General features: G+C 69.6%; 23 protein-coding genes. 13 read left to right on the top strand and 10 right to left on the bottom strand.

Annotation, left to right across the window (positions count from 1 at the left end; all coding sequences use genetic code 11):
- Window positions 1-622: 622 nt before the first annotated feature.
- Entirely contained in the window at window positions 623-1,045 is a 423-nt protein-coding gene (locus HH310_RS34280; RefSeq protein WP_169179880.1) for a molybdopterin-binding protein, read from the top strand.
- Window positions 1,046-1,258: 213 nt separating this feature from the next.
- Window positions 1,259-1,606 carry a hypothetical protein gene (locus tag HH310_RS34275; protein ID WP_169179879.1) on the top strand — a complete coding sequence of 116 codons (348 nt, stop codon included), beginning with the start codon at window positions 1,259-1,261 and terminating at the stop codon, window positions 1,604-1,606.
- 60 nt (window positions 1,607-1,666) lie between these two features.
- On the opposite strand, the gene HH310_RS34270 is transcribed toward HH310_RS34275, so the two are convergent.
- The gene (locus tag HH310_RS34270; protein WP_312034513.1) at window positions 1,667-2,329 is read right to left on the bottom strand and encodes a nucleotidyltransferase domain-containing protein; all 663 of its coding nucleotides are present in this window, start codon (window positions 2,327-2,329) and stop codon (window positions 1,667-1,669) included.
- A 5-nt stretch (window positions 2,330-2,334) separates the two neighbouring features.
- Window positions 2,335-3,222 (bottom strand): AraC family transcriptional regulator, encoded by an 888-nt coding sequence (locus HH310_RS34265; RefSeq protein ID WP_169179878.1) that lies wholly within the window; start codon window positions 3,220-3,222, stop codon window positions 2,335-2,337.
- 177 nt (window positions 3,223-3,399) lie between these two features.
- Between HH310_RS34265 and HH310_RS34260 the strand changes: the two genes are divergently transcribed.
- The 5 genes from HH310_RS34260 to HH310_RS34240 are packed head-to-tail and all read left to right on the top strand — an operon-like array spanning window position 3,400 to window position 9,833.
- Window positions 3,400-6,237, top strand: coding sequence for a family 78 glycoside hydrolase catalytic domain (locus HH310_RS34260; protein ID WP_169179877.1), 2,838 nt, complete (start codon window positions 3,400-3,402; stop codon window positions 6,235-6,237).
- Between the two features lie 11 nt (window positions 6,238-6,248).
- The gene (locus HH310_RS34255; RefSeq protein ID WP_169179876.1) at window positions 6,249-7,562 is read left to right on the top strand and encodes an ABC transporter substrate-binding protein; all 1,314 of its coding nucleotides are present in this window, start codon (window positions 6,249-6,251) and stop codon (window positions 7,560-7,562) included.
- Window positions 7,563-7,568: 6 nt separating this feature from the next.
- Window positions 7,569-8,492, top strand: coding sequence for a carbohydrate ABC transporter permease (locus HH310_RS34250; RefSeq protein WP_169179875.1), 924 nt, complete (start codon window positions 7,569-7,571; stop codon window positions 8,490-8,492).
- Window positions 8,489-9,316 carry a carbohydrate ABC transporter permease gene (locus HH310_RS34245; protein ID WP_169179874.1) on the top strand — a complete coding sequence of 276 codons (828 nt, stop codon included), beginning with the start codon at window positions 8,489-8,491 and terminating at the stop codon, window positions 9,314-9,316. The genes HH310_RS34250 and HH310_RS34245 overlap by 4 nt, the downstream gene beginning before the upstream one ends.
- A gap of 13 nt (window positions 9,317-9,329) precedes the next feature.
- Complete coding sequence (locus HH310_RS34240) at window positions 9,330-9,833, top strand: NUDIX domain-containing protein (RefSeq protein ID WP_169179873.1); 504 nt, start codon at window positions 9,330-9,332, stop codon at window positions 9,831-9,833.
- Between the two features lie 387 nt (window positions 9,834-10,220).
- Here HH310_RS34240 and HH310_RS34235 read toward each other — a convergent pair whose 3' ends face one another.
- Entirely contained in the window at window positions 10,221-10,994 is a 774-nt protein-coding gene (locus HH310_RS34235) for a hypothetical protein (RefSeq protein WP_169179872.1), read from the bottom strand.
- Between the two features lie 185 nt (window positions 10,995-11,179).
- Here HH310_RS34235 and HH310_RS34230 point away from each other — a divergent pair, with 185 nt between their 5' ends.
- Window positions 11,180-11,578: a GntR family transcriptional regulator gene (locus tag HH310_RS34230; protein ID WP_169179871.1), complete on the top strand. Its 399-nt coding sequence runs from the start codon at window positions 11,180-11,182 to the stop codon at window positions 11,576-11,578.
- A complete protein-coding gene (locus tag HH310_RS34225; protein ID WP_169179870.1) occupies window positions 11,578-12,732 on the top strand; it encodes a DUF1648 domain-containing protein in 1,155 nt (384 codons plus the stop codon). The genes HH310_RS34230 and HH310_RS34225 overlap by 1 nt, the downstream gene beginning before the upstream one ends.
- On the opposite strand, the gene HH310_RS34220 is transcribed toward HH310_RS34225, so the two are convergent.
- Window positions 12,721-13,470, bottom strand: a complete 750-nt coding sequence (locus HH310_RS34220; protein WP_169179869.1) for a metallophosphoesterase — start codon at window positions 13,468-13,470, stop codon at window positions 12,721-12,723. The genes HH310_RS34225 and HH310_RS34220 overlap by 12 nt on opposite strands.
- A 133-nt stretch (window positions 13,471-13,603) precedes the next feature.
- Here HH310_RS34220 and HH310_RS34215 point away from each other — a divergent pair, with 133 nt between their 5' ends.
- Window positions 13,604-14,899, top strand: coding sequence for a zinc metallopeptidase (locus HH310_RS34215; RefSeq protein WP_169179868.1), 1,296 nt, complete (start codon window positions 13,604-13,606; stop codon window positions 14,897-14,899).
- On the opposite strand, the gene HH310_RS34210 is transcribed toward HH310_RS34215, so the two are convergent.
- On the bottom strand, window positions 14,896-15,684 hold the full coding sequence (locus HH310_RS34210; RefSeq protein WP_169179867.1) for a phosphatase PAP2 family protein: 789 nt from the start codon (window positions 15,682-15,684) through the stop codon (window positions 14,896-14,898). The genes HH310_RS34215 and HH310_RS34210 overlap by 4 nt on opposite strands.
- Window positions 15,685-15,870: 186 nt before the next feature.
- Here HH310_RS34210 and HH310_RS34205 point away from each other — a divergent pair, with 186 nt between their 5' ends.
- Window positions 15,871-16,350, top strand: a complete 480-nt coding sequence (locus HH310_RS34205) for a molybdenum cofactor biosysynthesis protein (protein ID WP_169179866.1) — start codon at window positions 15,871-15,873, stop codon at window positions 16,348-16,350.
- Window positions 16,351-17,027: 677 nt separating this feature from the next.
- Here the strand turns inward: HH310_RS34205 and HH310_RS34200 are convergent.
- Complete coding sequence (locus HH310_RS34200; RefSeq protein WP_211192964.1) at window positions 17,028-17,795, bottom strand: N-formylglutamate amidohydrolase; 768 nt, start codon at window positions 17,793-17,795, stop codon at window positions 17,028-17,030.
- 70 nt (window positions 17,796-17,865) lie between these two features.
- Here HH310_RS34200 and HH310_RS34195 point away from each other — a divergent pair, with 70 nt between their 5' ends.
- Together HH310_RS34195 and HH310_RS34190 are read left to right on the top strand one after the other, a co-directional pair.
- Window positions 17,866-18,003 carry a hypothetical protein gene (locus HH310_RS34195; protein WP_169179831.1) on the top strand — a complete coding sequence of 46 codons (138 nt, stop codon included), beginning with the start codon at window positions 17,866-17,868 and terminating at the stop codon, window positions 18,001-18,003.
- Window positions 18,004-18,010: 7 nt separating this feature from the next.
- A complete protein-coding gene (locus tag HH310_RS34190) occupies window positions 18,011-19,627 on the top strand; it encodes a methyl-accepting chemotaxis protein (RefSeq protein WP_169179865.1) in 1,617 nt (538 codons plus the stop codon).
- 62 nt (window positions 19,628-19,689) lie between these two features.
- Here HH310_RS34190 and HH310_RS34185 read toward each other — a convergent pair whose 3' ends face one another.
- From HH310_RS34185 to HH310_RS34170, 4 genes are all read right to left on the bottom strand, one after another.
- Window positions 19,690-20,553: an NAD(P)-dependent oxidoreductase gene (locus tag HH310_RS34185; protein ID WP_169179864.1), complete on the bottom strand. Its 864-nt coding sequence runs from the start codon at window positions 20,551-20,553 to the stop codon at window positions 19,690-19,692.
- Window positions 20,554-20,700: 147 nt separating this feature from the next.
- Window positions 20,701-21,504, bottom strand: a complete 804-nt coding sequence (locus tag HH310_RS34180; RefSeq protein WP_169179863.1) for an SDR family oxidoreductase — start codon at window positions 21,502-21,504, stop codon at window positions 20,701-20,703.
- 32 nt (window positions 21,505-21,536) lie between these two features.
- Entirely contained in the window at window positions 21,537-24,668 is a 3,132-nt protein-coding gene (locus HH310_RS34175) for an NACHT domain-containing NTPase (RefSeq protein WP_169179862.1), read from the bottom strand.
- A gap of 12 nt (window positions 24,669-24,680) precedes the next feature.
- On the bottom strand, window positions 24,681-25,706 hold the full coding sequence (locus HH310_RS34170; protein WP_312034512.1) for an LLM class flavin-dependent oxidoreductase: 1,026 nt from the start codon (window positions 25,704-25,706) through the stop codon (window positions 24,681-24,683).
- Between the last annotated feature and the right edge of the window lie 7 nt (window positions 25,707-25,713).

Here is a 25,713-nt window from a genome sequence, read left to right as displayed (position 1 = left end):
ACGCTGCGAGGCCGGGGCGGGTGCGCAGTCACCCGTTAGTAGTAGGTGTCTTGGTGCACGTTTGCGTAGTCCCGCCGGAGCGCGGCGGGCAGCCTTGCCCAAGGCGGGTTACCCGGGCGGCCGCGATGCCGGTGCGTCGCCCCGAACCGGCCGGTGCGACGTTTCGTGACGGGCCGGTCTCCGGGCGCGGCGGGGATCTCGATCGCGCGTCCGGCCATGGGATCGCGTCGGCTGGTTTGACGAGACGAGTGGTCAGATCGAGGCCGGCCCGAATAGGGGGCGACCGCGGGTCAATGCGTGCGGATCGGGGATTTGTCCGCGGTTGCATTATGACGATTGCTGACGTCGACGCACGGTAGCGGCGCCGGCGTCACTGTGCGTCAGCGGCGGCGGAGCTCGTCGGGCTGATAAAGTCGCTGCTGGCGGCCGGTCTCGGCGGCACCACCATGAACGCGCCGCCTGAGATCGTCAGACCGTACGCCTTGGCCCGCCGACCGCCATTCGCGAGAACGGGACCGGGCCGAGTGGCAAATAGTGGATCTGACACGGACAAGAGAAATCCTGGCCGGGCTCGAAACGCAGTACGGTGTTATCGAATGATCGTTTTCTTGAGGGGCCGATAATGCAGCTGAGTATTCGCAATCAATTCCCCGGCACCGTGGTGTCGGTGGCGTCGGGTGACGCGATGAGCGCCGTGAAGGTACGGCTGTCCGGCGGCCAGGAGGTCACGTCGGCGATCACCGCCGAGGCGGCCCGCGATCTGGGGCTGGCCGAGGGGACGGCGGTGCGCGCGCTGGTCAAGTCGACCGAGGTGGCGGTGGCGACCGGCGAGGTCGACGACGTCAGCATCCGGAACCGGGTGCCCGGTGTGGTCGCGAGCGTCCAGCACGGGTCGGTCATGAGCACCGTGAAGATCACGCTCCGGTCCGGCGAGGTGCTGACGGCGGCCATCACCCGGGACGCGGCCGAGGATCTGAAGCTGAGCGCCGGGGCGTCGGTGACCGCACTGGTGAAGTCGACCGAGGTCAGCCTGGCGGTGGACTGACCGGCACCGACGGGCAAGCCTGGCGATGGGCTGACCAGCACCGACGGGCAAGCCTGGCGATGGGCTGACCAGCACCGACGGGCAAGCCTGGCGATGGGCTGACCGGCGTCGGCGGCACCCGCCCGACCGTGGGCTGACAGCGCCGGCGAGGCGCGCCCCACCGTGGGCTGACCCGGGTGATCAGCTTCGGGCAGGCCTGGCAAGCTTGCCCGGGTGGAAGCACTCCGGCTGATCCTTTTGTTCATCCACCTCATCGGCTTCGCGTTGCTGCTGGGCGGTTCGATCACCCAGCTACTGTCCGGCAAATTCCGGATAAATCCGGCGATGCTGTGGGGCGTGGTGATCCAGCTGATCAGCGGCCTCGGCCTGGCGGCCCCGCTGCGCGGCGGCGGCGACGCCGAACCGAGCCCGATCAAGCTGGGCGTCAAGCTGATCGTCGCCATCCTGATCTTCATCATGGTGTTCGTTCCCCGTAAGCGCGAGTCGGTCGCAAAGGGGCACTTCATCGGGATCGTCGCGCTGACCCTGGCCAACGCGGCCGTGGCGGTGTTCTGGCGCTGATTGCTCCGGGCCGGCGGCCCGCGCTTACCGCGTCGGCGGTGTCCGGGGAACGAGCGGGAATCATCCCGACGAGTCGACCGCGCGGTAACCGTCGAAGAGTGGGCCACCGCCCGCCGCCAAGACCTCCGCCGCCAGCGGTGCCGGGTCGTCCCGGGCGGTCAGCCATCGTGCGGCCAACGCGGGGTCGAGCTCCCGCAGCTCGCGCAACAGCCACTTTCCCCCACTGATCCACCCACCCCGGAACGCCAGCGCCGCCCGTGCCGTCTCGGTCCACACCGCCGCCGCGATCACCAGGCGTTCGCCCGCATCCGTCGCGTGTGTGTAATCGTCGAGCAGATCCGTGAGCCCGTACCGGAAACGCTCTCGCTCTATGGCCGTCAACGGGGGCGGGCCCTCGGCGAGCACGCGCGCACACCGCGAACGCGTCGGCTCCGGATCACCCGACAACGTGACCCCTTGAGCCAGCATCCGGTGCAGGCTCGGCTTGCGGATCGCCAGTTCCTTCGCCAGGAAGCGCTCCAACGCGGACGGTGTCTGCACGAACAATTCGACCGGCCAGCCCCGGAAACGCAGCGACTCGCGGAACGCCGGGCCCGCCGAGCGCAGGATCACGATGTCCAGGTCGGACCCGGCCGTGCGCAGCGGGCCGATCACGCTGCCCGTCAGAACGGCCCACGTCGCGTCCGGGAAGCGGGCCTCGACCAGGTCACGAGCGTCCGCCACGGCGGTCAGCGCCGCACCGACTTCGTGAAGCGCGAGCGATACGTCGAGGCGCTCAACCCGTAGTGGGACTTGAACCGGCGCGCGAAGTAGTTCTGGTCCGGCCAGCCCACCGACTCGCCGATCCGGTTGATGGGGTCGTCGGTCTCCAGGAGCCGGGTCGCGGCCAGCTCCACCCGTTGCCGCGACAGGTAGGCCATCGGCGGTAACCCGGTGGCCGACTTGAACAACCGCACCAAATACCCCGGCGCCAGGTGCAACGCGTTCGCCAGCTCGGTCAACGTCCACTGATACGCCGGCCGCTCCTCCAGCATCCGCATCGCGTCCAGCACCGCCGGATGCGTCACCGCCGCGACCCCCGACGACGGCACCGCCGCCCGCGCCAGGCAACTCAGGAACAACGCCAGCCGCCCGACGATGTCGCCTCGATACGTTTCGACCGGATAGGACCGCAGATCATGCAGCCGGTCCAGGTGTTCGACGCACTCGGCCAGCGCCGCCGGCGGCAGGTGCGCGGCGAGGATGCCGCGGCGCTGTCCCGCGTACGGTCCCGTCCAGATCAGGTGGCCCAGCTGCGGATCCTCCCTGGTCCAGGCGAGCTCCCGGTTGAGCAGCTCGGTCGAGAAGCAGCAGTTGTACAGGTCGAGGCCGCGGCAGTCCTCGTACCCGTGCCAGACCCCGGGCCGCAGCAGCACCACGTCGCCGACCTCGAGCCGTTGCCGGCCGACCAGGCTGCGCTGCGCTCCCTCGCCGCCCATCACGATCGCGACCTCGACGAAGCTGTGCGTGTGAATGGGATGCGTGTCCTCGTGGAGGTAGTGACCGGCGAACGCCAGTGACCCGTCGATGATGTGGATCAAGGTGTGGGTCTGCACCACCGGGAACGCGTCGGGCATGCCCCACCGTAGAGCCGAAGTGAATTTCGTGCTAGCTCCGGTGCACGTCGGGCTATGCCGTGGCCAGGGCGGAAACGCAGTATCGGGGCAGGCGAAACCCCCTCGCCACAATGTCGAAACACTTGTAGACGCCTCGCGCTCGCCGTTGTTTGAATCGTTTCACCATTCTGGAGTGCCATGCCGGACATCGCCGCACCCGTCGCCCTCCGCTTCGACCATCACCCCGGCTCCGTACTCGGCACCGCCTCGACGACACCGCGCCTGTCCTGGCAGGTCCCGGCCGCGCCGGAGGGCTACCGGCAGACCCGCTACGAGATCGAGATCCGCCGCTCCGCCAACCCCCGCGAGATCCCCGACGGCGAAGCCCACCAGACCCCCTCCGGCGCCGCTCCCGAGATCTTCCGCGTCACCTCCGGCGAGCAGATCCTGGTGCCCTGGCCGGCCGATCCACTTCAACCCCGAGAGCTTGCCTCCGTACGCGTCCGCGCCGGCGACGACCACACGCTCAGCGATTGGAGCGCCCCCGCGACGGTGGAAGCCGGCCTGCTGACCCCCGCCGACTGGACGGCCCGCTTCGTGTCACCGCGCGAGATAGCCGCGTGGGGCGCCCCCGCCCCGATCCTCACCGGCACCCTCGGCCCGATCGCCGCCCCGCAGCGGATCATCCACGCCCGCCTCTACATCACCGCCCACGGCCTCTACGTAGCCACTCTCAACGGCACCCGCGTCGGCGACGAGCAACTAGCCCCGGGCTGGACCGCCTACCAGCACCGCCTGCGTTACCAGACTCACGACGTCACCGACCTGGTCACCACGGGCACCAACCGCCTGGAGATCCTCCTGGGCAACGGCTGGTACCGCGGCCGCCTCGGCTTCCAGGGCAAGAGCTCCCTGTACGGCGACCGCCTCGCCGCCCTCGCCCAGCTCGAGATCACGCTGGCCGACGGCACCGTCCACACCCTCGCGACCGACGGTGACTGGACCGCCCGCGAGAGCACGATCGTCGCCGACGACCTCTACGACGGCCAGTCCACCGACCTGCGCCGCCCGCACGACGCCCCGGAGAGCCCGGTCGATCTCCTGGACGCCGACCTGGCCGTCCTCGTCACCCCCGACGGCCCTCCGGTGCGCGCGATCACGACCGTCCCCGCGCAGACGATCACCGACGGCACCCTGGTCGATTTCGGGCAGAACCTGGTCGGCTGGGTCCGCCTGAAGGTCACCGGCACCGCGGGCCAGGAGATCACCGTCCGGCACGCCGAGGTCCTCGAGAACGGCGAGCTCGGCACCCGCCCGCTGCGCACCGCCAAGGCCACCGACACGTACGTCCTGGCCGGCACCGGCGAGACCGTCCTCGAACCGAGCCTCACCTTCCACGGCTTCCGCTACGCCGAGATCACCGGCGCGGGCGAGCTGCGCCCGGAGGATGTCGAGGCGGTCGTCGTCGCCTCCGATCTGAACCGGACAGGCTGGTTCGAGTCCAGCAACGAGCTGCTGAACCGCTTCCACGAGAACGTCCTCTGGGGGATGCGCGGCAACTTCGTCGACGTCCCGACCGACTGCCCGCAACGCGACGAGCGCCTCGGCTGGACCGGCGACATCCAGGTCTTCTCCCCCACCGCGAGCTTCCTGTTCGACTCGGCCGGCTTCCTCGGCAGCTGGCTCGCCGACCTGGCCGCCGAACAACAGAAGGACGGCTCGGTCCCGTACGTCATCCCGGATGTCATCCGCCGGCCGGGGCAGGCGACGGCTGCCTGGGGCGACGCGGCGACCATCGTGCCGTGGGTGCTCTATCAGCGCTACGGCGACCGCGACCTGCTCAACCGGCAGCTCCCGAGCATGCGCGCCTGGGTGGACAAGATGGCCGCGCTGGCCGGCGACGGGCTGCTGTGGCAGGGCGGTTTCCAGTTCGGCGACTGGCTCGACCCGACCGCCCCGCCGCAGGACCCGTTCCGCGCCAAGGCCGACCCGGACGTCATCGCCACCGCCCACCTCGCCCGCAGCGCCGAGATCGTCGGTCGGGCGGCCGAGATCACCGGCGACGACGAGACCGCCCAAACCTACAAAACCCTGGCGAGCGCCGTACGCCACGCCTTCGCCCGTGAGTACGTCACCGACCGTGGCCGGGTGCTCGGCGACGCCGCCACCACGTACGCGCTGGCTCTGCAATGGGCGCTGTTGCCCACCGAGGCCCAGCGCCGGCACGCGGGTGAACGGCTGGCCGATCTGGTCCGCACCGCCGGGTTCCGGATCAGCACCGGGTTCGTCGGCACCCCGCTGATGACCGACGCGCTGACCGACGCCGGCGCGCCCGAGGTGGCGTACCGGCTGCTCCTGCAAACCGGTTGCCCGTCCTGGCTGTACCCGGTGACCATGGGCGCCACCACCGTCTGGGAGCGGTGGGACAGCATGTTGCCGGACGGCAGCATCAACCCGGGAGAGATGACCTCGTTCAACCATTACGCGCTCGGCGCGGTCGCCGACTGGCTGCACCGTCGCGTCGCGGGTCTCGCCCCGGCCGAGCCCGGCTACCGCCGCATCGAGGTGCGGCCGCTGCCGGACGAGCGGCTGACCAGCGCTTCCGCGAGGCATCTCACGCCGTACGGGGAAACCGAAGTGGCCTGGGAGCGCGAGGGCGGCGAGTTCCGGCTGTCCGTGCGGGTGCCGGTGGGCGCGACCGCGACCGTGCACGTCCCGGGCCGCGACCCGGTCGACGCCGGGCCCGGCGAGCACCACTTCACCGCCGTCGACGCGTACGCGCAAACGGCGGAACTGGCACCGGACGCGACCATCCGGCAGCTCATGGACCACGAACCCGGCTGGGTCTCGATCGTCGAGGCGGCCCGCCAAGCGGGCGTGGCGGCCGACGAGGCCGCGCTGGCCGACCGCCTCGCCCGGTATCTCGACGCTCCCGCGACCGACCTGGTCGACGCCGCGACCGGCGGCGGATTCGTACCCGGTGCCGCCGACCTGGCGGCACGCCTCACCTCTCTGCTCACCCCCAACCCTCGATAAAGGAGCCGGCAATGAGATTGCGGCAGATATCGGTGGCCGTCCTGGCCACCTCGACGCTCCTGCTCGGCGCGTGCAGCGCCGGCAGCCTGGGCTCCAGCGACGACAGCGGCGGCGGCAAGGTCACCCTGTCGTTCCTGGTGGACAACGGGCCCGAGACGGTCAAGGCCGCCGAGCAGCTGGCCAAGGACTTCACCGCGAAGAACCCGAACGTGACCATCAAGGTGGACACCCGCCCGCAGGGCACCGAGGGCGACAACCTGGTCAAGACGCGACTGTCCACCAGCTCGATGAGCGACCTGTTCCAATACAACACCGGCTCGCTGTTCCAGGCGCTGGCGCCGCAGAAGAACCTCGTCTCGGTCAACGACGGGTCGTGGGTCGGCTCGCTGGACAAGAACTTCTCGATCACGGTCACCAGCGACAACAAGGTGTACGGGGCGCCGTGGGGTCAGTTCATGGCCGGCGCGATCCTGTACAACAAGGATGTCTACAGCAAGCTGGGCCTGCAGGTGCCGAAGAGCTGGGACGAGTTCATGGCGAACAACGCCAAGATCAAGGCGAGCGGCGTGGACCCGGTGATCCAGACCTATCAGGAGACGTGGACGTCGCAGTTGTTCATCCTCGGCGACATGCACAACGTGCTCGCCGCCGACCCGCAGTGGGCGGACAAGTACACCAAGAACCAGGCCAAGTACGCGACGACCCCGGCGGCCCTGGAAGGCTTCCAGCACCTGCAGGACGTGCACGACGCGGGTTACGAGAACAAGGACTTCGCCTCCGCCAAGATCACCGACGGGCTGCGCTACCTGGCGCAGGGCAAGGGCGCGCAATACCCGATGCTCTCCGGGCAGCTCAGCCAGCTCATCGCGGAGAACCCGGGATCCGAGAACAAGATCGGGCTGTTCGCCATCCCCGGCACGGACGCGTCGAAGAACGGGCTGACCGTGTGGAGCCCGTCCGGTGTCTACATCCCGGTCAGCACGACCGGCGCGAAGCTGGACGCGGCCAAGAAGTTCCTCGCGTTCATCGCCAGCCCGGAAGGGTGCACGTCGTACACCGCCGCGTCGAAGCCGACCGGGCCGTTCGCGGTCAAGGGCTGCTCGCTGCCGGCCGACGTGCCGCCGGCGGTCAAGGACCTGCAGGGCTACATCGACGCGGGCACGTCCAGCCTGGCGCTGGAGTTCCTGTCCCCGGTGAAGGGCCCGGCGCTCGAGCAGATCTGCGTCGAGGTCGGCTCCGGCATCCGCAAGGCCGACGCGGGTGCCAAGCTCTACGACGAGGATGTGAAGAAACAAGCCCAGCAGCTCGGACTCGAGGGCTGGTAGACCATCGTGGCAACCACCACCGTTGACCGGACCGCCCGGACGCGCAACGACGCGTCCGTGGCGGCCCGGAAACGGGCGAAAAGCCCGTACTCGAACTGGTTCTATCTGCCGGCGGCGATCATCTACGGCGTCCTGTTCGCCGTCCCGACGCTGACGTCGTTCTACTTCAGCCTGACCCGGTGGAGCGTCTTCGACTCGAAGTTCATCGGCCTGCAGAACTACGTGACGTTCTTCCAGGAGCCGGGGCTGGTGTCGGGGCTGTGGCACACCCTGCTTTACGGCGTGGTCACGTCCGGCCTGAAGGTTGTGCTGGGCATGCTCCTCGCTGTGCTGCTCACGTCGCAGATCGTGGCACGCGGGTATCTGCGATCCGTCGTCTTCTTCCCGGTGCTGGTGTCGACGATCGGCGTGGGGCTGATGTTCACGGTCCTGATGAATCCGGAGCGCGGACTGATAAATCAGTCTTTATCCATTTTTGGGATCACTGGGCCGGGGTGGCTGACCGACCCGCACCTCGCGCTGTTCTCGGTGGCGCTGGTGGACGTGTGGAAGGGCGTCGGGCTGGCCACGCTGATCTACATCGCCGGCATCGTGTCGATCCCGCAGGAATACTTCGAGGCGGCCCGCATGGACGGCGCGTCCTCGTGGAACACGTTCCGCAGCATCATCATCCCGCTGGCCCGGCCGGCCACCGTCACGGTGATCATCCTGTCGCTGATCGGCGGGTTGCGCTCGTTCGACCTGATCTGGTCGATGACCCGCGGCGGGCCCGGCTTCACGTCCGACGTCATCGCCTCGGTGATCTACAAGCAGTACCAGGCGGGCTTCTACGGGCTGTCGACGGCGGGCAACGTGATCCTGTTCGTGCTGGTCACCGCGATCGTGCTGCCGTTGTCACGCTTCCTCAACCGCAAGGAGGTGGAGCTGTGACGTTCCGGCGCAACTATCTGTTGTCGTTCGTCGCGATCGTGGCGTCCATCGTGGTGTTCGTGGTGCCGTTCGCGTTCATCGTGCTCACCGCGGTGAAGGATCAGCAGCAGGCGTCGTTGCTGGACTTCTCCTGGCCCCGGCACTGGCAGCTGGTGCAGAACTTCGTCGACGTGGTCCAGGCCCGCGACTACATGGTGATCATCGCGTTCATCAACAGCACGATCCTGACCGTGGTCAGCGTCGCGATCATGGTGATCCTCGGGTCGATGGTGGCGTTCGTGCTGCAGCGGCGCAAATCCCGATGGACCGGCCTGGTGAACTTCCTCGTGCTGTCCGGGCTGATCATCCCGCCCGCGGTGGTGCCGACGATCTGGGTGCTGCAGAAGCTCGGCCTGTTCTCGACGATGCCCGGGCTGATCCTGGTCGAGGCGGCGTTCGGGATGTCGTTCTGCATCCTGCTGTTCCGCGCGTTCATCGCGACGATCCCGCGCGAGCTGGACGAGGCGGCGATCATCGACGGCGCCGGGCCGATGCGGTTGTTCTTCCGGGTGATCCTGCCGCTGCTACGGTCGGTCATCGTCACCGTCGTGGTGGTGCAGTCGGTGACGGTGTTCAACGACTTCACGTATCCGCTGTATTTCCTGCCCGGTGACCAGAACGCGACGGTGCAGCTGACGCTCTACAACTTCTCGTCGCAGTTCGGCACCGAGTACAACCTGCTGTTCATGAACATCCTGCTGATCACCATCCCGCCGCTGATCATGTTCCTGTTCTTCAACCGCCGCATCGTCGCGGGCATGACGGCGGGCGCGATCAAGGGATGACTAGGGTTTCGGCATGCCAACGTACCGCCGTCGTTCCGCCCGTGTCCTGCTCGTCGACGGCGCCGGCCGGGTGCTGCTGCTGAGCGCCCTGCTGGATCCGCGCGATCCCGCCCGGGGCCACGTGTGGCTGACCCCGGGCGGCGGCGTGCACGACGGCGAGGCGCTGGCCGCGGCCGCCGCCCGCGAGCTGTCCGAGGAGGTCGGCGTGCAGGTGCCGGCGTCGTCGCTGGGCGGCCCGGTGGCGTACGTGTCCGGATACGCCGACCTGGGCTGGGCCAAGGGCGTCTTCCGCGACGACTTCTTCTACTACCGGTCGCCGCTGGCGGCGCTCGACGTCGACGTGAGCGGCATGGAAGACCGCGAGCGCGCCACGCATGCGGGGCATCGCTGGTGGTCGCTGCCGTCGCTGTTCGCGACCACCGAGCGGGTGCTGCCGCTCAAGCTGGCGCCGCTGCTGGCCGAGTTGCTGGCGGGCGGCGTTCCGGCCGCGCCGGTCGAACTCCCCTGGCACCACTGAGCCGGCGCCTGCTTGACCGCGTGGCACTGTCGCTGTGGGGATCTGCGACGTCCCAGCCGTCGCGGCCGCCCACTGCCCGGTGGGACGAATCGCCGTGTGGGGATCTACGACCTCCCGGGCGCCACGGCTACCCACGCCAGGATGGGGCGGGCCGCGGTGTGGGGATCTACGACCGCCCAGGCGTCGCAGATACCCACACCAGGATGGGGCGGGCCGCGGTGTGGGGATCCACGACCGCCCAGGCGTCGCAGATACCCACACCAGGATGGGGCGGGCCGCGGTGTGGGGATCTGCGACCTCCCGCGCGTTGCAGGTACCCACAGCGGTCGCAGTGTGCGGAACTGCTAAGTCTCGCGTGGGCCTTCGTCGACGCGAAGGCCCTGCGGGCTAGCCGGCGAAGACGCCGACGAACGAGGCGGAGTTGGCGAAGCCGCCGACCAGCTGGGTCTCGTCGCTGTTGTTGAGGATGAGCACCCAGCCGCCCTTCTTGCAGCTGACCCGGGCGCACAGCACCGCGCCGGGCGAGCCGGCGTTGCCGCCGACGACGCGGACCGAGGAGATCTCGTTGTTCCAGTCGCCGCCGCCGGGCTTACGCAGGTCGTTCAGGTCGTCCACGGTGTCGTTCGGGGCCACCACGAAGCTCGGGCCGCTCAGGTTCGGGCGGTCGTAGAAGGTCGTGAACTGGGCCTTGCGGGCCGACCAGGCGAGCCGGTCGTCGCCGTGCCCATTGCCGTGCCGATTGCCGTGGCGGTCACCGTGGCGGTCACCGTTGTCGCCGCGCCGGCCGTCGTTGTCGCCGTCTCCGCCGCCCCGGTTGCCGTTGCCGCTGTCGTCGCTGTCGCTGTCGTCGCCGTTGTCGCCGTCGCCGCGTCCGTTCCCGGCGCTCGCCAGGTCGACGTGGATTGAGCCGCCGCGCAGGCTCATGCTGATGCCGTAAGTGTCGCCGGCCCAGTCCGCGAAGTCGGCGAACCCGGTGAAGCCCTGCATCGAGCCGTCCGGTTTCTGACCGACGTAGATCTCGCTGTTCTCGCCGATCTCGTCGACCGTGACGCACGAGTCGCCGGTCTCGATGCACATGGGTGGCGGCGCTGCCAGCGCTGGTGTGGCCGTCCCCGCCGCGAGGAGCGTCGCCGCGGCCGCCGAAGCCATGATTCGTTTCATGGGAGACCTTCCTCAGGGGTTACGAAGAGTAATCGCGAGGAGTGTATGCGGGCTCTGACCAGGCCGGATCCCGTTTCGCTATTCCGGCCGCAGGAACTCGGCAAGCGGCTCTGGTCCATGTCAGACACTTGCGTACCGCTGATGGTCTGTTCTATAACTTGTATAACAGTGAGGGAGCGACCTACGTGATCATCGAGGTGGACCCGGACGGCGACGTGCCGATCTACCAGCAGCTTCGGGACCGCGTGGTCGAGGCGATCGCGACCGGGGCCCTGAAGGAGGGCAGTCCGCTTCCGTCCACCCGGGCGCTGGCCACCGACTTCGGCATCAACTTCCACACCGTCAACAAGGCGTACGACCTGCTGCGCCGGCAGCGGCTGTTGCGGATCAACCGGAAGTCCGGCGCCGTCGTCTCGCGGGACGCGAGTTCGGGCCCGGCCGAGCCGGAGTTCGTCGCGGACTGGACGGGCCGGGCGACCACCCTGCTCGCCGAGGCCACGGCGCGCGGCCTGACCCGCGACGACATCCTGGACATCTGCCGCACGGTGCTGGCGACGTTCGGCGAAGAATCGGAGGAGTCGTGATGGTGGTTGTTGCCGGGAGCGTCGTCGCGGTGCTCTCGGTCGCCGGTTCCGCGTGGGTGATGCCGTTGCTGCAGCGCCCGACCCTGCCGTTCGGTGTGCGGGTGCCCACCCGGCACGCGGGCGACGCCACGATCGCCCGGCAGGTCGGCGCGTTCCGCACCCGGATCGTCGCGAGTGGACTGATCGCGCTGGTGGTGGCGGTGATCCTCGGGCTGGCCGGCGGCGACCGCGATTCCGCCGTCACCGGGCTTGTCCCCACGGTCGTGCTGCTGGCGCTGGTGACGTTCTTCTACCTGCGCGCCCGCCGCGAGATCACCCGGGCCAAGGCGGCCGGCGCCTGGTACCGCGATGTGCCCCAGCGCGTCGCCGCCGACACGTCGCTGCGCACCGAGCCGGAGAGGCTCCCGTGGGCGTGGGCGGTGCCGGCGTTGCTGCTGCCGTTGGTCACGCTCGGCGCCGGCATCGCGCTCTACCCGGACATGCCCGCGCGGGTGCCGTCACGCACCCACGGGTCCGAAGTGGTGGCCTGGCAGACGAAGTCACCGTGGGTGGTCGCCACGCCGTTACTGATCGAGGTCGTGGTCACGCTGCTCATCGTCGGCCTGCTCGCCTGGTCGTACCGCTCGCGGGCCGATCTGGAGCCGTCCGATCCGCAGCGCTCGGCCGCCCAGCACCGGATCTTCCTGCGCCGCGTCGGACGAGCCCTGCTGGTGCTGGCGGCCGCGGTGAACGTGAACTTCCTGCTGGCGTTCACAGCCATCTGGCGGGGTGACGTGCCCGGCCCGTGGACGACCACCGGAATGCTCCTCGTGCCGCTGCTCGCGGTCGCATACGTGCTGGTCGTCGCGGTCCGCACGGGCCAGGGCGGCAGCCGCGTCGACACCGCGACCCAGCCCGCGCGGGCCGGCTCAGCGGCGCGGCCGGAGACGCCCGGGGCGGCCCGGCCGGTCCGGGTGGCCGAGCACACCGACGACGACCGGCACTGGCGGGCGGGCATCCTCTACGTCAACCGCGACGATCCCGCGCTCATGGTGCAGAAGCGCGTCGGCTTCGGCTGGACGGTCAACTTCGGCAACCCCTGGGGCATCGTCATCATGGCCGGCGTGCTCGTCCTCGTCGCGGCCGCCGCGCTGATCCCGGCGTTACAGTCCTGATCCAGCCAGCTTGGTGAACTCGGCCAGGGCCGCCGCGTCGCCGTACGGGTGAAGCACGTACTCCGACGCCCATGCGGCGGCACCGGGGTAGTCGGCGGCGGAGATCCGTGCGACGGCGGCGGTCACGTCGTACCCGGTCCGGCGCAGCTCCACCCGCGGACCGAGGACCGCCCAATACGCCCCGGGCGGCCCGTACGCCATGCCGACGCTGCCCGGGTTGACCACGCGGCGCCCGTTGACCAGCCGGTCGTACGGCATGTGGGTGTGCCCGCACACCACGACCGGCGCGGGGACCCCGTCCAGCACCCTCTCCCAGCGCGACATCGGCGAGTCCACCAGGATCATCTCGTCGTCGCGGCGCGGGGTCGCGTGGCAGAACAGCACCGGCCCCAGACCGTCGGCCTCCAGGGTGACGGTCATCGGCAGACCGTCCATGAGGTCGCGATGCCGCCGGGTCAGCAGCGGCACGCACGCGCGCACGGTGTCGCCCGCGGGCCCGTCCGGCACCGGCTCGCCGTCGAACCCGGACACCAGTTCCCGTTCCCCGTTGCCGTGCACCCACACGACTCGTTCTCCGAGCGAGGCCAGTAGATCGAGAGTCGGCGCCGGCATCGGGCCGGCGGCGATGTCGCCCAGCGCGACGATGCGGTCGACGTCGCCGAGCTGCTCGATCTCGGCGAGGACGGCCTCGAGGGCCGGGAGGTTCGCGTGGATGTCGGCGAGCACGGCGATACGCATGCGCCCGATCCTCGTCGCCCGGCCGGATCCGCGCTGCCCCGAAAGACCGCCTGACCGAATCATGGCCGCCGGCGGGGGTGGAAGCCCGGTTGCACAATGGCGGGGCACGCATCGGCGACAGGGAGTTCCGGGGATGAGAGCGAAAGCACTGGTCACGGTCGCCATGGCGGCCGCGCTCACGGCCGGCTGCGCGATCCTGCCGGACGACTCCCCGTCCCCGGCGCCGGCCAAGGGCTCCGACACGGTCACCCGCTCGCTGCGCGACGTCGAGCGCTTCTGGGGTGACAACTTCCCGGACGTCGGCGGCGGCGCGCGGTTCGAGGCGGTCCGGGGCGGCTATTTCCCGTACACGGAAACGCATCTGCCGCCGGACTGCGGTGGTCAGCCGTCGCAATACCAGCCGAACGCCTTCTACTGCACGTCCGGTGACTTCATCGCCTGGGACGCGCAGAACCTCGTCCCGCAGCTCGAGTCCACCTACGGTCCGCTGCTGGTCGGCGTGGTCATGGCGCACGAGTACGGGCACGCGGTCCAGACCCGGCTCGGCCGCACCCGGGAACCGACCGTCGTGCTGGAGCAGCAGGCCGACTGCTACGCCGGCGCGTGGCTCGGCGACGTGCTCAACGGCCGGTCGCCGGCGTTCCGCGACGTCACCGCGGCGCAGCTCGACAACACGATCGCCGGTCTGCTCATGCTGCGCGACCAGCCGGGCACGTCGGCGACCGCGGATCAGGCGCACGGCAACGCGTTCGACCGGGTGCGCGCGCTGCAGGACGGCGTCGAGCAGGGGCCGGAGACCTGCGCCGGCTACGCGGCGGACAACCTGCCGGTCACCGAGATCCCTTTCCTCAATCCGGCCGACGAAGCCAGGGGCGGTGATCTCCCGTACGCCGACGCGGTGAACCTGCTCGCGAACGACGCCCAGGAGTATTGGCGCCGGACGTTCCCGGCCCTCGCCGCCGCGCAGTGGACCGACCTGCCGGTGCGGGCGTTCGACGCGTCCGCCCCGCCGGCCTGCCCGCAACCGGACTCGTCGGCGGGCGGCCGCGCGTTCTACTGCCCGGACGGTGACTTCGTGGCGTTCGACAACAGCGAGCTCGGCCCGACGCTGTACCGGCGGATCGGCGACAACGCGGTCGGGATGCTGCTCGGCGACCTGTTCGCGCGGGCCGCGCAGGACCGGCGCGGCGCCTCCACCCGGGACCGGGCCGGCCAGCTCGCGGTCGACTGCCTCGCCGGGTCGTGGACCAACGACCTGCTCACCCGGCAGGGCAACACCGACCTGCGGCTCTCCCCCGGCGACCTGGACGAGGCGGTCACCGCGCTACTTGCTTTCGGCCGCGCCGAACAGGGTGCCGGCCCCACGGCGTTCGACCGGATATCGGCGTACCGGAAAGGGGTTTTGCAAGGTCTGGACGCCTGCGGTTAGCCTTGGTGGACGCGGGGCTTGGGGATGCTTGTCACGTGTGTGGTGCGCCACGCGCCCTGCAGGGCCAGCACGATGCCGAGCAGCAGGGTGACCACGATCGCATCGAGCCAGTAATGGTTGCCGGTCACCAGCACCACGGCGAGCGTGAGGATCGGGTGCGCCACCCAGAGCCACCGCCACTTGGAGCGGGTGGCGCCGATGAACGCCATCGCGATCACAATCGCCCACCCGACATGCAGCGACGGCATCGCGGCGTACTGGTTGGTGAGGGTGTCGCCGTTCGGTGATCCGTAGACCGACGGCCCGAAGACGCGTCCGGTGTCGACCATGCCGAACGCGGCGATCATCCGCGGCGGCGCCAGCGGCATGAGCAGGTGCACCGCCAGTGCGGCGCCGGTCAGCCAGGCCAGGGTGCGCCGGATCCGGATGTAGTGTTGCGGCCGCCACACATACAGCCAGATCAGAGTGATGGCCGTCACCGGAAAGTGGACATACGCGTAGTAGCAGTTGGCAATCTTGACAAGCCAGTGGTGTCCGAGGACCGCGTGCTGCAGGCCGTATTCACTTGGCAGGTGTAGCAATCGTTCGAGATGCCAGACCGTCGCCGCGTTGTTCATCGCCTCTTCGACGTGTCCGGCGGCCGCGATCCGTCCCACCTTGTACGCCAGGAAAAGCACCGCCACCAGCGCGAGTTCCAAAAGGGCGCGGCGCCACGGTCCATGTTGCGGGGTGGGCGGCGCCGGCGGACGTACGCGAGTATCCGGTTCCCTCTGCAACAGGCTCATGGCGCCTCTCCCCCTCAGGCTCCCCGGCATCCAAGATCGGAACGACGGGGCGACTTGCGATCTTCCCAAACTCGCGCAACTGACCGGTATGACGGTCTTCACCCACAGGTTTGTAGGTGTTCACTTTCGGCCAGTAGGTAGCGCAGATCACTGGCCGCCGGCTGAGGGGTCGTTAAACTCGCGCGGGTGCCGTCGATCGTGGAGTTACTCGCCTCGCCCGTTCACCGGCTGGAGGGGCGACCGAGCGACGGGCCGGCGCCCGCCCCAGCGGGTGAGCTGGTCGATGAGGTGCACGTCCGGGCCGGGTTGGGCATCCTCGGGGATCGTTATTTCAACCATCGGGCGCACAAGGATGCGAGCGTCACGATGATCGCCCAGGAGTCGCTGCCGCCCGGGGTGGGGCTGGCCCAGGTACGCCGGAACGTCCTGCTCAACGGCGTGGACGTGGACGCGCTCGTCGGGTCGGTGCTGGTTCTCGACTCGGGTTCCGGGCCGATCCGCTTCCGGGTGAACCGCCGGGCGAATCCGTGCGCGTGGATGGACGTGATGGTCGCCCCGGGCGCGTTCCGGCAGCTCCGCGGCAAGGGCGGCATCCGCTGCACGCCCCTCGACGACGGCGTGCTGACGGTCGGCCCGGTGCGGGTCGATATCCTCGAGGCCGCCTAGCGGACCCTGATCTGCCGATTAAGTCCTAACCGTGGTGGTAGGCGGTGAGTGACCTGGTCACGGTGTGGCCGGTGGTGCCGGAGCTGAGGCGCTGTGGCGATTCGTTCGCGGCCGGGTTGTCCCGCCATGTGGGACACCCCGGCCACATCATGGATTTTGTGAACCTTGGAGAGTTGCGCCCACATACGAGCCATAACTCTCCAAGGTTCACATTCGGCCGGAAAAACCTGCCGGGCGAAAGCCTCGTTACGTGACAAAGATACTCTCTACAATGGACGCTGATCCCACATTGCGGACGCCGGGTCCATGATGCGGGCGCGGGTCTCAGCAGGCGGTCGCCCGTCTCACGGAATGGAAGCGCCGTGCGGGGCGCGCTCCGAGACCGCCTGTCCGGCGGCCCGGCCGATCCGGCAAATCTCGGGAAATGTCGGATATGCGAGAGGGGTGGCCGGGGGCTGGCGGACGGACGGCGATCAGATCGCTGACTCGCTTACAGCCACTGACTCGCTTACAGCCACTGACTCGGCTACAGCCACCGACTCGCCTACAGCCACCGACTCGCCTACGGCCTTACTCGTCTAGGCCCGACGGCCAAAGCGGCGGCCGGGGCAGCCGCCGCGGCGATCAACCCGGCCGTGACGTCAGGAGGCGACGACGCAGGGCCGAGCGACCAACCGTTACGCGGCGTCGACCAGATGCGCCAGGGCCGCTGCCACCACGTCCAGGCCGGCCGTGGGGGCGCCGGCGGGCTCGATCATGTACTGGTCGCGGCGGATCTCGATCATCAGCGCCGTCACCTCGGGCGAGCGGCGGTAGTGCGCCAGCGGCACGTACGCCCCGGCGAACGGGCTGTTGACATATCGCTTAAATCGGGAAAAAGCGGTGGACGCCGCTTCGAGCAGCACCGGCGGCGTGTGGAACGCGTCGGATCCCAGACAGATCTCCGGGCGCGGCCCCGAAGCGTGCAGCTCGTACGGCAACGCCACCGCCGGATACGAATGCACGTCGATCACCACCGCCCGCCCGGTAGCGGCGAGCCGTTCGCCGACCAGATCGGTCATCGCCGCGGCGTACGGCCGGAAATGCGTCCGGAGCAGGGCCTCATCGCGTACCGGATCATCGGAGCGCAACCGGCGCCGGGCGTAACCGTGCGTATACACCGCGCCCATCCCGACGGCCCGCATCTCCTCGCTCTCGTCCGGAAAGCGTTCCGGGTCGACGACGAGCCGCGACAGCCGGTTCTCGAAGATCCACGGCCGGGACGCCGACGCGCCGGCCGCCTGCCGGGCGATCATGTCGGTGTACGCGTCGGTCAGATGATCGAGTTCGGTGGCCACCTCGGACGGCGAGATCGTGAACTCCGCACCGGCGACCGAACGGGACGCGTGCGGCACGTGCAGGATCACCGGCGAGTCCGGGGTGCCGGGGAAAATCGCGTACGTCATAAGGTCTGTCGTTATCTCCTGTTTGCCAGACTTCGCCCCGAAAGGGGGAACGGCTCCTAATGTGGTGACCATGGCCGCGCCCGGCGGAAACGGGTTCGCGATCACGATCTCACGGAAGTCGCCGACCGCCCACGTCGGCCACCGTGGCCGGCCGGCCAAGACGGTGGTCGCCGCGACCGTCACCGTCGTCGCCACGTTCCGAGTGTGAGGCTGCCATGGGATTCATCAGCAACATCAAGATCGGGGTACGCCTCGCCGCCGCCTTCACCGGGGTGTGCGTCTGCATGCTCGTGGCGCTCGGGATCGGGCTGTACGGCCAGCAGAAGGCCAACACCGAGGTCGACCACCTCGCCACCGCCACCGATCTGCGCAAGGACGCGAACGTTCTGAAGTACCGCATCGCCGACGTCAACGGCCTGCAGAACGGGTACGCCTTCGACATCCTGCGCGGCGAGCGGGACGCCACCTCGGACACCTCGGGCCAGCGTAAGACCTTCCTGGCCCAGGCCACCGCGTTCGACGAGGACATCCGCACGCTCCAGGCCGACCCGCTGACCGGCGAGCAGCAGGCCGCCGTGACCACGGCCTCGGACACGTTCAAGCAGTTCATGACCCTGGACACCGAGATCGTCAACGGCTTCCGGCAGAACAACGCGCGGGCCGTCGCCGAGGCCGGCCGGCGGGTCTCCGGTGAGACCGTCGCGCTGATGTCCACGATCATCGAAGCGGTGGACCAGCTCACCCGCATGGCGACCGAGGAAGCGGACGTTGCGCAGGCCGATGCCGTCGCGGCTGCGGCCACCGCCCGCACCTTCATGATCGTCGCAGGGGCCCTGGCGGTTTTCCTGGCGGCGCTGCTCGCGGTGCTGGTCACCCGCAGCATCACCGGGCCGCTCGCAGTCACCGAGCGGACCCTGCGCGAGGTCGCCGCCAAGAACCTCACCGTGCGGGCACCGGACACCAGCCGCGACGAGCTGGGCAGCATGGGCCGGGCGGTGAACAGCACCCTCGACGTGCTGCTGAGCACCTTCAACCGGATCAACGACCACAGCCGTACGCTCGCCGGCGCCTCCCACGAACTCACCGCCGCCTCGGGCCGCATCGCGAACGCCGCGGGTGACGCGTCCGCCGAGTCGGAGCGCGTGGCGTCCGCCGCCGAACAGGTGTCGAGCAGCGTGCAGACGGTGGCCGCGGGCACCGAGGAGATGAACGCGGCGATCCGGGAGATCTCCGGCAGCGCCACCAACGCCGCCGGGGTGGCCGCCAGCGGCGTCGACTCGGCACGCCAGGCCGGCGAGACCATCGGGCAGCTGGGCCGGTCCAGCGCCGAGATCGGCGAGGTGATCAAGCTGATCACCTCGATCGCCGAGCAGACCAACCTGCTGGCGCTGAACGCGACCATCGAGGCGGCCCGCGCCGGTGAGGCCGGCAAGGGCTTCGCGGTGGTGGCCAGCGAGGTCAAGGACCTGGCGCAGGAGACCGCGAAGGCGACCGAGGACATCTCCCGCCGGGTCGCGGCGATCCAGCAGGACACCGACGCGGCGATCGGCGCGATCGACCGGATCACCGGCATCATCGGGGAGGTCAACGAGCATTCCACGACGATCGCGGCGGCGGTGGAGCAGCAGACCGCCACCACGAACGAGATGGGCCGCAACATCGTCGAGGCGGCCACCGGGTCCAGCCAGATCGCCCAGAGCGTGTCCGGGGTCGCCACGTCGGCGCAGGTCACCGCCGACGGTGTAGCCGAGGCGCAGCGGACCGCGGAGAACCTGCAGGTGATGTCCCGCGAATTGCAGGAGATCGTGAACCAGTTCCAGGTCGCGCGCTGACCGATTCGCGAGCGGCCTTGCCGGCGGCTTCGCCGGCGCCTTCGGGCGCCTTCCGGCACCTTTCAGGCGGCGCGCTTGTTGATGCCGTCGAGCACGTTGCGATACCGCGCGAAATTCTCGTTCGCCTCGCGGGCGATTCCGGCCAGCTCCGCGGTATCCGCCTCGATCGGCTCGCGGACCCGGTCGAAGACGTCGAGATCCTTGTCGCCGATGCGCATGACCAGCTCGCCGAAGTCGCGGTCCGGCAGCATCCGCCCGACCATCAGCCCCAGCCCGAAGCTGTCGCCGGTCGACGACCGCAGTGTGGCCTCGGTCGCCGCCCGGTCCAGGCCGAGCCGGCGGCTCGCGTCCAGCGCCAGCGCGGCCATGTTGAGGTTGGCGAACAGCAGCGCCTGGTTGAGGGCCTTCATCCGCAGGCCGCTGCCGGTCGGGCCGAGGTGCTCCACGTTCGAGCCGAACGCGTCGAGCACCGGCCGCACCGCCTCGAAGACCGTCGCGGGACCGCCGACCATGACGGTGAGCCGGCCCTCCTCGGCGCGCTGCCGGGCGCCGCTGACCGGTGCGTCCAGCACGGTGACGCCCTTGGTGAGGCACTCACGCTGGAGATCCAGCACGGCCTCGACCGTGACGGTGGAGTGGACCAGGATGATCCCGCCCGGTGCCATGCCGCCGAGGATGCCGTCGTCACCGAGGATCACCTCGCGGACGTCCTTGGCGGCGAAGACGCAGACGCCCACCACGTCGCTGGCCCTGCCGAGCTCGACGAGGTCAGCCGCCCGCCGGTAGGGGGTGCCCGCGAAAGGGGCCAGACTCGCCTCGCGCCGCGCCCACAACGTGACCGGGAACCCCGCCTGGATAAGCCGCCGGGCCAGCGGTTCCCCCATGTCACCGAGCCCGACGAAACCCACCCGAAGCCGTTTTTCCATTTCCCTTGGTCCATTCACCCCGCTGCATGAAACGGTCGTTTCACCACGGGCGAAGTTAGCTCCCGGCACAAAGAACCGGCCAGAACTCTCGTGAAAGTCACAAATCGCGGCCCGTTGAACCGGCGGACCTGCGTCACTCAGCAACTTTCAGCGGGTCAAACCATGCCTGCGGTGCGTGAGCGTCTCCATCATTGCGGCCGGTGCGAAACGCCGCAGCGCGAAGGCCACCGGAGCGTTGCTGCCGACCGCGTAATGCTGGCGTGGCTTATCAGATTCGATTGCGCCGACAATTGTCCGGGCCACACGTTCCGCGGAAATACCGCCCTGCTCATTGCGGTCCAGGGCGGCCAGCATGGTCTCGAATTCGCGCCGGCGCGGCGACTGCGGATCGCAGTCCTTGGTGCGGCGGGTGCTGATGCCGGTATTGACGGAACCCGGCTCGACAGTGGTCAGCCACACCCCGAACGGCGAGAACTCGTGCCGCGCGGCGGTGCAGAAACCCTTCAGCGCGGACTTCGTCGCGACATACGACGAGCGGTACGCCAGCGGGAACGACGCGAGCATCGAGCCCACCATCACGATCCGGCCGTAGCCACGCTCACGCATGCCGGGCAGGGCGAGCTGGCTCAGGCGTACGGGACCGAGGACGTTGACCTGAAACAGCCGATGCAGCACGTCGGACGTCAATTCCTCGAACGGCCCGGAATGGCTCTCCCCCGCGTTGTTGACCAGCACGTCGACGCCCTCGAGGTGCTTGCCCAGCGCCTCGACCGAGCCGGGGTCGTTCAGCGTCAGCGGGAGGTATTCGACCTCGTCGGCGCGCCGGCCGGCGCTCAGCGACAGCGGGTCCCGGCTGGTGCCGAGAACGCGATAGCCGCGGGCGACCAGCGCCGCGGCCGTGGCCAGCCCGATGCCCGACGATGCCCCGGTGACCAACGCGGTGCGCTCCATCGATGCACCATACCTGTTTGTGCAAACAACACTTAAGAGTCGAGCTGCTCGATGACGTCGCGGTAGTGGCCGGGGCGATAGCGATCGAGCGCGACGCGCATGCGCCGGCGATACGCGGGGGACAACGCATCCGTGCTGAAACTGAGCATGTCCGACAGGGAATCGACGACCTGATCGCCTTCGAACGACCTCGCGGTCGTCGCCGCGACGCACTCCAAGGCGGCCAGCTGGTCCTCAGGCCCGAAGGACGGCAACCGCCCACAGAGCCGATCGACGAAACGAGCGACATCGACGACGGGTAAGCGCCCGGCGTCGGCGGTCAAGCTGCGCAGCACCATCCTGACGACCGGCACCACCGAGGTGTTGTCCGGTCCCGGCGGCCCCCACGCCGGCCCGGTCACGGCCGACACCACCCGCTGGTAGGCGGCAAGCAGATCACCTTCGCCGAGACCGGAGGTGACCCAGAGCCGGACCAGGCTGGCCGCGATCGATTCGGCGTCTCCGGGGCCGTGCCGGGCGAACCCGGTGACCGCGTACGGCACCGCCTCGATCAGCGGTTGCACGACGTGCCGCAGGACGTCATCACTCAACGCGCCGGTGAGGTGGATGGACTTGAGAGTGTCCTCCAGCCCGAAATACCCGCCGAAGCTGTCCATCTCGCGGAAGTCCCGCTCCGGCGACGAATGGTGCGACCACAGTGGATCGACCGGTTCGGGCGTCGCCGAGAATGCCAGCGCCAGCTCGATGTCGCGCCGATCGTCCGCGGTACGGGTGCGGGTAATGGTCATCGCGCGCACGGCGTCCAGCCACATCCCGCTCGGCACGGCGGCACGCCATTGCAAAGCCATGTTGCGCAGCCAGCCGGCCGGGTCCTTGGCGTACCGGAAAAGCTCCGACGCCCGCACCGGGGAACCGCAGGCGAGAGTCAGCAGCAACAGATTGAAGGAGTACGTGCTCATCCAGAAGTCGGCGCGCCGGTCCACCGGCTGATAGGCGCCGGGCGAATAGGCCGGCCGCAGCACCGCGCTCCGCAACCGGTCGATGAGCCAGGGCCGCAGCGACGGATCGACCAGCCCCTCGATGAACGGCAACACGGTCGCGCGCGCGGACAGCGGCGTGAAGGGCAGCAGGGTCTGCACGAGACCGTCGTCCGCCGCCTGCCCCAGCGACAGCGTGCCGGCGTTCCAGCGGGCCGAGGCGTCGCGCACCGCCTGCACGACGAGCCGCGCCACGAGGAACTCGCCGAAGGTGGCGTGCAGGAACTCGTACGTCTGCAGCGTCTGCTCGTCCTGATAGGCCTGCGCGCGCTGGATGAAGAAGAATCGCCCGACCATCTCCTGCGCCGCCGTCAGCGGCGTCCGGAAGCTTTCCGTCGGTGCTCTGACCGACGGTCCGAGTCCGAGCGCGGCGAGGTCGGCATCCAGTTCGGTGCCGGTGGCCCACAGGCGTCCACGGTGGAACATCGCCAGGGCGACCACCGACAGCCGCTGCAACTCCTCCTCGATCAGGCGAGCCTGGGCCTCCTCCGGTTGCGCGTCGTGCACGCGGCGGACCTCACGGGCCGCGAACTCGTGCAGCAGGCGTTCGTAGAGCCGGCCCGCGTCGACGTCCTCGTCCTGCAACGAGTTTCCGGCGGCGTCGTACAGGGCCAGCATGAGAAGCAGCAGCGGCTCGGTCGCGAGGTGCAGATAGGGGCGCAGGGCGTCCACGGTCAGCCGTCCGGCGTTGCCGGCGTTCCACACCGAGAGCCAGCGCTCGATCCGCGGCTCGTCGAACGGCTCGAGCCGGACCGCCAGACCGCCCGGCGGCATCGCGGCCCGGTCGGCCACCGCGATGCGACTGGTCACCACGACGGCGACCGGGCGGTTCAGCACCTTCTCGCGCTCCTGGAAGGCGGCCACCCGGCGCAGGTAGTCGGACTGGTGCACGCCGGTCACCTGCAACAGCTCGTCGAAGCCGTCGAGCAGCACGACCGGCATCGCGCCCTCGGCGGACTCGGCCAGCGCCGCCCACTCGACGGTCTGCCCGATCGTCGAGCGCAGTGCCTGCTCGATCTGGTCCTGGATCTCCGCCTCGGCCCGGACCTCGCGCAGCACCACCCGCACGACGAGGAAGTCGGCCGCGGGCAGCCGGGCCGCGAGGATCCGGGTCAGTGCCGACTTGCCGGCACCGGGCTGGCCGAGCAGCAGCAGCGGCGCGTCGGCCGACTGCGGGGTGGTCAGATGGAAGGCGAGGAACTCGGCCAGGTCGTCGCGCGGCGGGGTGTCCCACCACGACTCGTCGCCGGGCTTCGCGCCCGGGCCGGCCGGCTTCACCCGGAAAGGCGGATCCACGTACGCCGCGGCCAGCGTCGGCATGACCAGCTCACCGGTGGCGCCGGCCAGAACGGGACGGTCGAGTTCGGCCCGGTACGCGGCGGCGAGCTCGGCCCGCCGGCGTACCGGATCGTGCCCGGAGGTGGCGCTCAGCAACGCCTTTTCGAGGGTTTCCAGGCCACGGGCGATGGCCCGGTCCTCGATCTGGCGCATCCAGATCGCGAACTCCGGCACGTCGAGCGCGAGCCGCCGGACGCTGCTCTCGTAGTGGTCGAGCGCCGGGCCGGCAACATCAAGCGAGCCGATCGAACCCCGCGCCCGCTCCGCGTCCTCCCACACGGCCAAGCCCCGCAGATGGCCGAGCGCTCGATGCTCCAGCCGGGCATAGAAGTCGCCGAGATCCGTCCGGAGGCCTTCGTAGCCCCGGTCCGGTGACGGCGACGGGATCGGCTCGGCCAGCAGCCGGCGGAACCAGTCGCCGCCGGTGCCGGCCGCCAGGAGTAGCTGCTCCTCACGATTGATCTCCGCGGCGGCGATCCCGGCGGCACGCAGCCGTTCGTCGAAGGCCTCGAAGAACGCGGACACCACGACAATGCCGTGTGCGGCCCGCAATCGCTCGCTGCGCTGATACCGGCCCAGCCCGGTCACCGACTCGCGGATCCGGCCGGTGACCACCCGGCCGAGCCGGATGACCTCGGCCTTCGCGTCGAACAGGCTGAGCGCGACCTCGCTGCCCCCGGCGGTCGCCACACTGAGCAGACCGCCGAGGACGTTGTCCGCGAAATCGAGAAGGGGACCGGAGCCGCCGAGCACCTTGACGGCGTCGGCGTACGTCAATTTCCGCGGCACCCGGTCACGGTATTACTTCGCCGGCTCCCACCCAATCGCCGGCGCGACGTACTTCGCGATCGACTCGAGGATGCGCGCGTTGTACTCGACACCCAACTGATTCGGGACGGTGAAAAGGATCGTGTCGGCTTCGCGTACGGCCTCGTCCTGCGCGAGCTCCTCGGCGATCCGGTCGGGCTCACCGGCGTACGTGCGGCCGAAGCGTGACCGGACCCCCTCGAGCAGCCCGACCTGGTCCTCGTCCTGTTCCTGGTCGCCGAAGTAGATCCGGTCGATCTCCTCGGTGATCGGCAGGACGCTGCGCGAGATCGAGATGCGGGGCTCGCGGTCGTGCCCGTTCTCGCGCCACGCCTCGCGGAACTGGCGGATCTGCTCGGCCTGCAACTGGTCGAACGGCTGGCCGGTCTCCTCGGACAGCAGCGTCGAGCTCTGCAGGTTCATGCCGATCTCGGCGGCCCAGCGCGCGGTCGCGAACTGGCCCGCCCCCCACCAGATGCGCTCCCGCAGGCCCGGCGACTGCGGCGAGATCGCGAGGCCGCCGCTGACGCCGGTGCGGGCCGGGTCGGTCTGGGCCACCGCGGCGCCGTCGATCGCCGCCAGGAAGATCTCGGTCTTGTTCCGGGCCAGGTCGGCGGCGGTGGTGCCCTCCGGCGGCACGTAGCCGAAGACCTCGGCGCCGCGCAGCACGCTCTCCGGGGATCCCCGGCTCACGCCGAGCTGCAACCGGCCGCCGCTGATCAGGTCGGCGGCCGCGGCCTCCTCGGCCATGTAGAACGGATTCTCGTAGCGCATGTCGATCACGCCGGTGCCGATCTCGATGCGGCTGGTGCGCGCCCCGATCGCGGACAGCAGCGGGAACGGCGAGGCGAGCTGACGCTCGAAGTGGTGCACCCGGACGAACGCGCCGTCCACCCCGACGTCCTCGGCCGCCTGCGCCAGGTCGATGGTCTGCAGCAACGCGTCGGCGCCGCTGCGCGTCTGGGATCCGTTGACGTCCCGCCAGAACCCGAAGGACAAGAACCCGATCTTCTTCTTCACGCCGTCT

Origin of the sequence: Actinoplanes sp. TBRC 11911 (assembly GCF_012933445.1) — a bacterium.
Taxonomy (GTDB): domain Bacteria; phylum Actinomycetota; class Actinomycetes; order Mycobacteriales; family Micromonosporaceae; genus Actinoplanes.
Note: the sequence above shows the minus strand (reverse complement) of the source record. Positions and strands in the feature narration are given on the sequence as shown.